We start from the raw sequence: 11,231 nt of genomic DNA, 5'->3' as shown, positions 1-11,231 counted from the left end.
TTCGATATTGTCATCATCATTAGAAGTCCTAACCATTTCAAGGCACAGGAGTGTTAATGAAAACCCAAATAGTGATGCCTCAACTAGAAATTCCAGGAGCTAACACGTCCGAAATCATTGTTTTAGAATTCGAAGGCAAACAGGCTATTTCTGAGTTATATCAGTTTAATATAGAATTTGTGAGCAAAAGCTTAATTCTGGCAAAACAAGTAATCAATCAAAAAGCACAATTAATCTTCCCTAAAAAAATAAGTGGAACGACTCCTCTGCATGGAGAGGTTGTATCCTTTACACAGCTTGATGGGATCGATGAGTACTATAGGTACAAAATTAGCCTAATGCCCAAAGTTAATCGCTTGCAACATACAAAACAAAATGAAATTTTTCTTAAGAAATCGATTCCCCAGATTATTAAAAAGATATTAGATAAAAATGGAATTACACAAGTTGAATTAGATTTGATGATGGAGCACCAGCCCAAAGCGTTTATTTTTCAGTATAATGAAGCGGACTGGAATTTTATTTCACGCTGGATGGAGCGTGAGGGTCTATTTTATTATTTTAGTCAAGATAAAAGTGGCGAAATACTGGTGATTACAGACAGCAACTCAACGCTAAAAAACAACCAGGATATTAACGAAATTTATTATCAGTCCTACACCTTGGCCAGTGAAAAGAACCCCACTGCAAATCTAGTTTATAATTTTCAACTTACCACCAAGGCTCTTCCACAGAAAGTCACTGTAAAATCATACAATCATGCACAATCATCCAAACCCTATACCTCGAAAGCGATAATCGATCCACAAGGTTCTGGTGAAGTATCGTTTTGGACAGAAAACATTAAAAGTAATAAAGAAAACCAGCAAATCGCGAATTTTATTAGTGAAAGTTATAAATGTACAAAAGAAATTCTAACAGGCATTTCTTCAGGTTCGCTCATCATTCCAGGTACTATAATTCATCACCAAAATTTCAAAATTGCCTCATTAAATATTCCAATGTTGATTATTGAAAGTACCTACAGAGGCTCACAAAAAGGTTCATTTTTATCCCTTCATTCAGGAGAAGAGCATTCTCCCGAGGATTATTTCAAATGCGAATATCGAGCCATTGATAAATCGATTGCTTACAGGACTGCCCTACAGGAGAGTATCCCCCGTATTCATGGCTTATTTCCTGCGTTTATTGATCATGAAGGAAATGATGATACGGTACAAATTAATAGCAAAGGAATGTATAAATTTCGCTTTGCAATGAGTGATGACAGTCCAGGAAAAGGCTCTGCCTGGGTGCGGAAAATGGAGTCATACATTGGCGATCAATACGCATTTGATATGCCGCTTCGTAAAGGCGATGAGGTGGTAATCGGTTTTCAATTTGGTAATCCAGACTTGCCGATTATACTTGGGGCAGTGAGCAACTCCACTCATCGAAACATCATTACCTCTAATAGCCAAAATTATATGGGGCTGTACACAAAAGAAAACAATGTATTCATCATAAACGAACAGGATGGTAAGACAAAAGGAATACAATTTTCCACAACGAACAATAATACGACGATGGTACTCGGTACTGATAATGTATTTAACTCACAATTAGATGCCGGCTATTGTCTCAGAACAGACAATAACATATATCAGAGTATTGGAAAAAACTCGGTTACTGATATAGCTAATCATCACGCGGTGAGTGTTGGGGGAGATCATATGATGAGTGTTTCGGGCACCTCGTCGAACACCATTTATGGCGCTGACTATTACTCTTGCTATGGCGCTCGTTCCGTTTCCGTGCTTGGACTCGATTTTGTTTCAAGAACTGGTGCAATAATCGACTCTACATCGGGTTTTCAAGTAAAATTAGGCGGTGGTTGGCGATATGAACAAGATACCTCGACAAGTTTGAAAACAGCACCCGATATTATGCAGGAAGCAGAGGTATCTATTTCACTTACCGTGGGAGCCTCTTCAATTACCATCACTGAAGAGGGAATTACCATCACCGCCCCTACTATTGATCTTGTATCAGAAGCGGCGATCACGTTGGCTACTAACGCGACAATAAATTTAGCAAGTGCTGACGTCAATATATTGGGCAATATATCGGGTGGCCCTATGATGGAATTAGGTGCTACAGGTGGAGAACCTGCAGGCCCCTTAAAAGCTGTCGCAATGGCTCAAGTTATGGCAGATGCAGCTATGAAGGCAGCAAAAAGTTCGCCTCTATACGCGGCGGGGATAGCCACATGGAGTTCTGCCAAACAAGGATTTACAGCGGCAGCGGACGCGTTTGTTGACATGGGTAGCGCATTTAAATCAGAAATAGAGCCACTCATTGGCAAAGCATCTTCCTTAGTTGAGAAAACGGAGCCCATAACTGAGAAAATAAAGACCGGGGTGGGGAAAGTCAAGGGAGGCATAGCGATAGCAAAACAATCGGCTATTTACCCAACAATATCTTATGGGGGTTATTTTACATCATTGGCGGCGAAGTACCAACTATTAGGCCAAGGAATGTCAATCCCTAAATATGAAGCTAAATATGACGAGGACTAATAGATATGTAAGGACCTATTTGACATGCTCGAGATTTATTATCAATTTCAGCCACTTAATTAATAATTACATCGAATAATTTTGCAAATTTGGGGATTTATGCTAGCTTAAATTATATATGAGAAGTTTTTTTTATTTTATCATCCCTTTGATAAGGAAATAAAAAATGACTAATAAGGAACAGTCTGTCGCTCCTAAAGAACGCATTAATATTGTTTATAAAGCCCTCATTGAAGGTGTTGAAGAGGAAATTGAACTTCCTTTACGCCAACTCGTTCTGGGAGAGTTCTATCCTGGTGGAATAAATACCCCTTTAGAAAAACGACGAACAGTAAATATCAATAAAGATAATTTTAATGATGTGCTAAAAGAACACAACATCAAATTATCCGTTCGCGTACCGAATCGTTTTAGTAAAAACAAAGACGACACCGTAAGTGTTGATCTTAAGTTTGAAACGATGAGAGATTTCGATCCGGATGGGATTCTACATCAAGTCCCTCAGTTACAAAAACTGTTTGAGATACGCGAAGCGCTAAAAGCACTGAAGGGACCTCTTGGTAATATTCCAGAATTTCGACGCAGATTGGATGCGATCGTTAAAGATTCCGCAGCACGCGAAGAACTGGTCAAAGAAATTAAAGACAAAAAATAAGCAGTATCGAGTCGCTGAATCAAGGAGACAGCCATGGCTGATGCACAAGATAACGCTAAGAAGAAAGAAGAAAAATCTCTGCAAAAATTATTTGCTGGAACGAATATTACTGATGATGAGGAACAGTATGCCCTCACTCAGAAAGGATTGCTCGCTTTTATAGACAATATTGTCGAAAGCAAACTTACTGATGAAACAGTAACTCCTGCTTTGGTTGATGACATTATCGCAAGTCTGGATAAACAGTTATCTGCTCAAATGGATGAGATTCTCCATAATCCCGAATTTCAAAAACTTGAATCAACATGGCGTAGCTTGAAGTACTTGGTTGATCGCACAGATTTCCGCGAAAACAGCCTGGTGGAGTTCATTCATGTATCAAAAGATGAGCTTTTTGATGATTTTATTGATGCACCTGAAATACCTAAGTCCGGCTTATATAAACAAGTTTATACGAAAGAGTATGGACAGTTTGGTGGTAGGCCTTATGGTGCCATCATCGGAAATTATTCATTTGGCCCAAGTTACAAAGATGTAACCTTACTCAGAAATATCGCTGCAGTTTGCGCCATGGCACATGCTCCTTTTATTGCCGCAGCAAGCCCGGAGTTTTTCAACATCAAATCTATGTCTGAGTTGCCACATTTGAATGACATTGAAGCAATATTTGAAAGCCCTGTTTACATTCCCTGGCACAGCCTGCGTGAATCTGAAGATGCTCGTTATATAGGTCTGGTTCTACCTCGGTTTATGTTGCGGATGCCTTATGGTAAAGACACTTATGGTGTTCGTACGTTTAATTACGAGGAAAATGTAAGTTCCGGTGAAAATGCTTTTTGTTGGGGAAACAGTGCTTTTGCTTTTGCTGGATGCTTATCTCAGAGTTTCGCTAAATATCGTTGGTGCGTCAATATTATTGGTCCCCAAGGCGGAGGGGCTGTTGAGAATTTACCTTCATACTTTTTTGAAGCAATGGGTGAAATTCAATTAAAAATCCCAACAGAATTACTCATTTCAGAACGACGTGAATATGAATTGTCTGAACAAGGATTTATTCCACTCACCATGCGTAAGGGTGCAGATAATGCTGCATTTTTCTCTGCTAACTCAATCCAAAAAGCAAAGCATTTTCCAGATACCCCTGAAGGTAAAACAGCACAAACGAATTATAGTTTAGGAACCCAATTTCCTTATATGTTTATAATTTGCCGACTTGCTCATTACTTAAAAGTAATACAACGTGAAAAAATTGGTCTAGCCAAAGAACGTGATGATATAGAACGTGAATTGAATACCTGGATTAATGGTTATGTTGTTGATATGGATAATCCAGTCCCCGAAGTCAGAGCAAAAAAACCATTGAGGCTTGCCAAAGTCAATGTAGAGGATGTTCCTGGCGAACCTGGATGGTATAAATGTGTATTAATTGTTCGTCCTCATTTCAAATTCATGGGGGCGTATATCACACTCCAATTAACTGGTAGTCTAGATCTTATACAAGGAGAATAAAAGTGGCTTCAAGAGAAAGTGATGGACATGACATAGCCATGTTACCTATACTCCCAGACAGTGAAGTTGCCAGAACTCAGTATAAGTTAATGGCAAAAATAACCACTCAAGCCTCAGGCGTTGTCAAAGGAGGCAGTACTGTAAAAGGATATGAGGGTTGGGTCGCTCTCCTGGACTTCAAACAACGCATCACTCGAGCATTCGATGCGCAAAACCAACTGATCGGCGTTCCCGATTGCAAATATTTTCGCCTTACTGGATTATGGGATCAAGCAGGCGTTGTTCCTCATACTCAAAGTATATTCACAGGTGAAAATATAAATACAGCCCTCATCCATTGCCTGCGTTCCAGTGCTTCAGGCGAGGTTGAAGTAGCTGTCGAGATCACCTTGGAAAATGCCAAAGTACTCGAGGTAGATTATGCCTACTCGCATCCAGCAGGCCCATTATTTATTGTGGACATGCGTCCAACAATTTATAAAGTAATGGATAAAAAGAATAATCAAGAATTCGGTTGGGATTTAACTAAATTAATGCGGGTTGGTTAATGAGAGCAGAGCGTTTAACTGAACGAGTACGTCGTTATGCTCGTCAAGGATCTCCTTTGTCAGCCAAAATGGATTCATCGATATTACTTGAATCCATACGCGACCATATTGAAAAAATACTATCTACGAGACAAGGTAGTGCCCCGATTGACAGGGAATATGGATTATCCGAATTACCAACTCTAGTTGAGGATTATTCGTTTGCTTATCAAGAAGAGCTGAGGACTCATTTGGAGGAAACCATTCTTCGTTATGAACCGCGCCTGGAGTCTGTACAAGTGTCTAAAATCTTAATTGATCCAGGCAAGCAAATCATTACCTGTGATATTTTAGCGCATTTGAACAAGTCATATGATGGCCTCAAGGTTTTCTTTACTACTATTTTAACAAGTAAAGGTCGCGTACTTGTTACGTTGTAAATCAAGGTAGAGACATGATAATCGATTACTACCAGAATGAATTAAATAAAATAAGAAAGCTCGCCAGAGAATATGCCGAGCATTATCCTGCAATTGCCCCTCTGCTCAGAGAGCAAAGTACTGATCCCGATGTTGAACGCATCCTGGAAGGAGTTGCTTTTCTTACGAGCCAGGTACGGATGGTAATTGATGAAAAACTACCAGGCATGGTAGATGATTTAACACAGTTATTTTTTTCTCAGTACTCAAAACCAGTACCAAGCACGTCAGTGATCCAGTTTATTCCTAAGGCCAACTTGGGAGAGGCCCTCATGGTGCCTAAAGGGACTGAGTTAGCATCAATCCCGATTAATGATGTAAAGTGCCTCTTTCGCACTGCAGTACCCATCACCGTTGAACCTGTAATAATTACAGACATTAATTTTCAAGACACAATAAGTGGCGTAAGTCAGATCGAAATTAATTGTCATCTTTGCGGCATCACCTTGAAAAATTGGCAAGCATCTTCCCTACGCTTTTTTATTAATCAGAATTGGCATGATGCCAGCAATACCTTTTATTTACTTCAGCGATATGTACGCAGAATTACCATTGAAGCACCTGGAGAAGATAAACTGGTTTTATCACCTGAGCATCTACAACCGTGTGCATTCGAAAATGAAGAAACTTTATACCCAGCACCTCCTAACATTCATCATCCTCATCGGGTTTTATATGAGTATCTCCATCAACCCTATAAATTTCTATTTCTTCGTTTAATCGGCTTGGAACAATGGCAAAAAGAAACGGATGGGTTTGATTTTAAAATCAACTTTGAGTTAGGCGAAGCGCCTCCATGGGCGGCTAATTTAGATAATTTTCAATTGGTCTTGCATGCCGTACCCATAATTAATTTGTTTTCTCATCATGCAGAACCCATTTACCTTGATCATAAGCAGCCCGACTATCAAATTATTCCCAGTAATGATTTCAATGAAAACTATTCAGTCTATGATGTAAAGCAGGTTACCGGTTATCGCCAACAGGAAAGGAAACGGATCGAATACGATCACTTATTAAATTTTAATCAAGAACTCAATCTAAATTATAAATATATTTATCACCACAGACCTTCTGTTACTGGGCCGGGTCGAAATACCTATATTAGTTTTTTTTATGATTTTGAGAAGGAGTTTCCTGTTGATGAAACTCTATCAATTGAACTCGTATGTAGTAATGGCGCTTTAACCAGGCTCCTGGATAAAGGTGATATTATATTACCTACGGACAGCTCACCTGAGAATCTGACTTACACCAATCTTATTCCGCCATCATCGTTTTTGGTCCCAACTTATGATCGCGGTTTAATCTGGAACTTTCAGTCCCTATTGGCGCTTAATTTACTTCAACTCTTAGATAAAAATCACCTGAAGCATATTTTTAATTTATACATCTATGAAAAAGGAGAAAATTATCAACTGAATATGAGCCGGATAAAAGGGATCGAAAATATAATTGTTGATAAAGCACGTCGCCTCTATTATGGAGAAATGATCCCAGGATCACATATTACCCTAATCTGTGACCCTGATTGCTTTAGATGCATTGGAGATATGTATTTATTTGGCTGCATTATGGATGCTTTTTTTGGATCAAATGCGCCTTTCAACACATTTACTCTACTACATTTGCAAAATGCAAGAACTAAAGAGGTATGGAAATGGCAACCGAGGTTGAACAACCCGAGCTTAATATCTTAGATAAACTACTCACTGAGCCTAAAAGTTTTAATTTTTACCAGGCAATTCGCTTAATTAGCCATCTCTTGGCTTATGAAGCGAAAAAAGGGCTTAAAGGATCATTAGATATCATTCCTTTATTAAGTTTAGCCTTCCCTAAAACAGATATTCATGAGATCCAAAAAAATCAAAAAGATAATCAATTTACACTGACAGCCACTTTTTTTAGTCTTTATGGAACAACCTCTCCCTTACCTACATTTTATACGGAACAATTAATCCAAGATAATGATCTGGATTCTGATGAAATGAAATGCTTACTAGATATTCTTCATAAAAGACTTTACAAGCTGCTGTACGATGCATGGTCAAAAAACAGATTATTCGAACAGTTTTCTGAACAAAATAATGAATTCTATAAAGACGCACTTTATGGATTTATTGGATTAGCAGTCAAAGAGGTACGCGAAAAAATACCTGATTACAATTACCTATTACGGTATGCCAGTCATTGGGTTTCTGATACCAAGTCAATTTGGAGTTTACAGAATCTATTAACTGATTACTTCAAAGTACCATTCAATGTCTATTCATTTTTCCGGTCAATGCAAGATATACCTGAAGAGCAATATTGTCTTATAGGTAAAGAAAATCATTGCTTAAGCAAAACAGCATATCTAGGTAGTCAGTATAAATCGAACAGTAATAGTCTACTCATTTCTATAGGTCCGTTAAGCGCGGATATTTTTCCTACATTTTTAGCAAATACCGAAAATATAACTCGATTAAAATTACTCCTGCAGCTCTATGTGAAAGAACCATTCTCTTATTTTATTGAAGTCATTTTAGATAAAGGTTGCTTCAAACCAATACGGTTGACCTGTGAAACCACAAGTATTTTAGGGGTTGTCAGTTGGTTGTCACCACAGAAAGAAATAGACATGTTTAAAATACGTTACTGGCTAAAATAATCAAACTTAGAATTGTAATATATGATTTCATTGCATTGATTGAATTATAATTTTTTCACTTTGGGAAAGCGTATAGAGGATCTATTGTTTCCTATAGAGTTCTGATACTATGGAATAAATATTCATTTTGTTACTAATTAACGCTCATCTTATGTTAAGGATAATAAAATTAACGTCATGCTAAGAATAATATTTTGTATTTTATTTCTGATGATCGGTGGATGCACTACAGGTGGAAAGGAAAAAGAGCCGCAGTTAGCAAGCAGCTACCAAGATAATGCCATCCTTATTCGGGCTGTAGCCAGTAAGGACTTGAACCAGTATGACCATAGAAAGCACACGTTGAAGTTTGCTGTAGTCCAGGTCGAGAAAATAGAAGATGTACAAAATCAAATAGTGAATGCCGAAGGTATCAGCCAATTGCTTGATGGTGATACGGAAGCAGATAACAGCACGCAAACGAACAAGAAAGTCCATATTCAAACCTTTTTTATTGCGCCAGGTATGACACAAACCTTTACACTTGCTCGCATGGCAGCGGTCAAGAAAATTGTTGTTGTTGCAGGATACTTCAACCTAACTCCTGCAAATGCAGTACGCGTCTATGAAATTCCTGTATTTAAAAAATGGAATCCACTTACTTTTTGGAAAAAAACAAAACAAATGGGACGAATTGCCATTTATCTTGAATTTGGGTCACAAGGAATTAACTATACTGAAAGTTCTTCGAAAAAGACAATAATCACGAAACAGAAGAATCGTGAATCCTTAAAAAAATATTGGGATAAATAAATATGATTTGGAATACACCAATTGATTGGGAACATGGACTTTTTTTACAGCCCCAACATTTTCAATATACTGAACTCAATCAACATTATATACACTCTCAATTTTTACGCTATATAACCCCCTTTTTTTGGGGATTTACTGATTTAGTAGTTAATGAAAAATCACTAAAGAGCGGCATTTTCGACGTGGAAAAAATGGCCTTTTTTTTACCCTCTGGCGAGTTTGTCGAAATTGATGTTAATGCTAAATTTTTACCTCGTTCTTTTATGTCGGAATGGCCAGCGAATGCAAACTCACTGAAAGTGTATATCGGTGTGAAAGAGCTTTCGAAAAATATAGGCAACGTAACTGTTGTAGAGAATCTGGACAATTTAAGCAATGTGAATACTCGTTTTATTAGTTGGAATGCGGGTGATGAACTTCCAGACTACTATCATCAAGGAGCACAAGCTCATCTGAGATGCTTATACTATGTTGTCAAATTATTTTGGGAATTCGAAATTGAAAATACCCATAATTACTCGATCATCCAAGTAGCAGAATTGAGACGCACAACAAAAGATGAAGTTGTTTATGATCCTAATTTTTATCCTTCCTGTGTCAGTCTCACCGCACACAAAAATCTCAATTCATTAATGAATCATCTTCTAAGTGATTTAGTTAAGACAACGAGTAAATTAGAAAAATTTAAACAGCCACTTGATTCATACAGTACCCAAGTAGATAAAAGTAACTTCGGACGTTTATTTTCTTTACGTTCTTTATTACGAAATGTCCCGGTTATGGAACATTATCTCAATGCCAAAACGGTTCACCCATGGCAAGTGTTCGGTCTGCTTCAGCATATGATTGGTGAATTAAGTTTTTATTCTACGGAGATTAACTTTTTCGAAGGTGGGAGTGGTAATGTATCGGCTATACCTATCTACGATCACAGTAATTTGAGTAAAAGTTTTAACCTGATTATCGAGTTAATGAATAAGCTATTAATCGCCATTACGGCTGATCCCGATCGCATCCGACGCATGGTTAAAGAGAAAAATCATTATTGGGCCGATCTGGGTAATAATTTTATCCAAAAAAACAGAAATTATTTCTTAGTTATGTATGCACAAAATGATCAAGAGGAAATTGCTGAAATGATAAAAGATTTTGGTAAGTTATGTGCTCATTCAGAAATTGAAAATTATATAGACTTTGCTTTACCTGGAGCACCGATTTCCAGACTTATCTCAGCTCCAGAGGGAGTACCTAAAGGTGCGAACTGCCTTTATTATCATATTGATCATAATTCGGTAATGTGGTCCAAAATCGAGTTGGAACGCAAAGTTGCCTTTTACCTTGGAAAAACACCTGTAGACATCGTGATCGATATTGTCGCGGTAGGAGGGTAAGGTGAATCTTCAAACTATTTTTTATGAATTATTTAAATACGTCTGGGGTTTAAATACAAATCAGTTCGCGACAGTGAGCTATGATGAATTCAGGGGCAAAGTTACTTCTTTAATTGCTCAGATTAAATTAAAAGAAAATGAAGTTGATAAGCATAATCTGAATTCCGCTTTATTTGCGGTTTGTGCCTGGATTGATGAATTGGTACAAAAAACAAGTTGGTCCGGTGTTAGACAGTGGCAAGACAAATTATTACAAGCTGAGTATTTTAATACAACAAGCGCCGGGGAGGAGTTTTTTGTCCGCTTAAGCAAGATCCCAAGCAAACAAGAAGACCTGGTTAGAATTTATTACCGATGTTTGGTCCTAGGATTTGAAGGTGTTTATCATAAACCCCTGGATAAACCTGATTTATTAAAATATAAAAATTTTGCATTAGAACAACTAAGTCATGGGTTAAACATGACAAACTACCCTTCTGAATTTGTTGCATTTCCTTTGGCTTATAAGAATGATAATTTACAAATTATCCCTCCAAAATTAGATCAGTATCGAAGTGTACTTTGGTGGTTGTTACCTATTCCAGTGATTTTAATCATTTATTTCTTTTTTTATTTTGTAATTAATAATACAGTAACTAATTATTTACATTTAATTAAGTAAGCAAGA

Annotated in this window: 10 protein-coding genes; all 10 read left to right on the top strand. The window is 37.5% G+C overall.

Going from position 1 to position 11,231, the window contains the following annotated elements; translation table 11 throughout:
- Positions 1 to 56: 56 nt before the first annotated feature.
- The 10 genes from DGG96_RS04845 to DGG96_RS04800 all read left to right on the top strand — a co-directional run bounded on the left by DGG96_RS04845 (position 57) and on the right by DGG96_RS04800 (position 11,225).
- Entirely contained in the window at positions 57 to 2,558 is a 2,502-nt protein-coding gene (locus DGG96_RS04845) for a type VI secretion system Vgr family protein (RefSeq protein ID WP_110141829.1), read from the top strand.
- 166 nt (positions 2,559 to 2,724) lie between these two features.
- On the top strand, positions 2,725 to 3,213 hold the full coding sequence (gene tssB, locus DGG96_RS04840) for a type VI secretion system contractile sheath small subunit (protein ID WP_110141828.1): 489 nt from the start codon (positions 2,725 to 2,727) through the stop codon (positions 3,211 to 3,213).
- A 33-nt stretch (positions 3,214 to 3,246) separates the two neighbouring features.
- Positions 3,247 to 4,722: a type VI secretion system contractile sheath large subunit gene (gene tssC / locus DGG96_RS04835; protein ID WP_110141827.1), complete on the top strand. Its 1,476-nt coding sequence runs from the start codon at positions 3,247 to 3,249 to the stop codon at positions 4,720 to 4,722.
- Between the two features lie 2 nt (positions 4,723 to 4,724).
- Positions 4,725 to 5,270: a type VI secretion system tube protein Hcp gene (locus tag DGG96_RS04830; RefSeq protein WP_110141826.1), complete on the top strand. Its 546-nt coding sequence runs from the start codon at positions 4,725 to 4,727 to the stop codon at positions 5,268 to 5,270.
- A complete protein-coding gene (gene tssE, locus DGG96_RS04825) occupies positions 5,270 to 5,689 on the top strand; it encodes a type VI secretion system baseplate subunit TssE (RefSeq protein WP_110141825.1) in 420 nt (139 codons plus the stop codon). The genes DGG96_RS04830 and tssE overlap by 1 nt, the downstream gene beginning before the upstream one ends.
- Positions 5,690 to 5,703: 14 nt before the next feature.
- Positions 5,704 to 7,428, top strand: a complete 1,725-nt coding sequence (gene tssF, locus DGG96_RS04820) for a type VI secretion system baseplate subunit TssF (protein ID WP_110141824.1) — start codon at positions 5,704 to 5,706, stop codon at positions 7,426 to 7,428.
- Positions 7,389 to 8,378 (top strand): type VI secretion system baseplate subunit TssG, encoded by a 990-nt coding sequence (tssG, locus tag DGG96_RS04815; protein ID WP_158618868.1) that lies wholly within the window; start codon positions 7,389 to 7,391, stop codon positions 8,376 to 8,378. The genes tssF and tssG overlap by 40 nt, the downstream gene beginning before the upstream one ends.
- A 177-nt stretch (positions 8,379 to 8,555) precedes the next feature.
- Positions 8,556 to 9,170, top strand: coding sequence for a type VI secretion lipoprotein TssJ (locus DGG96_RS04810; RefSeq protein WP_110141822.1), 615 nt, complete (start codon positions 8,556 to 8,558; stop codon positions 9,168 to 9,170).
- A 2-nt stretch (positions 9,171 to 9,172) separates the two neighbouring features.
- On the top strand, positions 9,173 to 10,564 hold the full coding sequence (gene tssK / locus DGG96_RS04805) for a type VI secretion system baseplate subunit TssK (RefSeq protein ID WP_110141821.1): 1,392 nt from the start codon (positions 9,173 to 9,175) through the stop codon (positions 10,562 to 10,564).
- 1 nt (position 10,565) lies between these two features.
- Positions 10,566 to 11,225, top strand: coding sequence for a DotU family type IV/VI secretion system protein (locus tag DGG96_RS04800; RefSeq protein ID WP_110141820.1), 660 nt, complete (start codon positions 10,566 to 10,568; stop codon positions 11,223 to 11,225).
- The last annotated feature ends 6 nt before the right edge of the window (positions 11,226 to 11,231 follow it).

The organism is Legionella qingyii, assembly GCF_003184185.1.
This window is presented reverse-complemented; position numbering and strand designations above follow the sequence as displayed.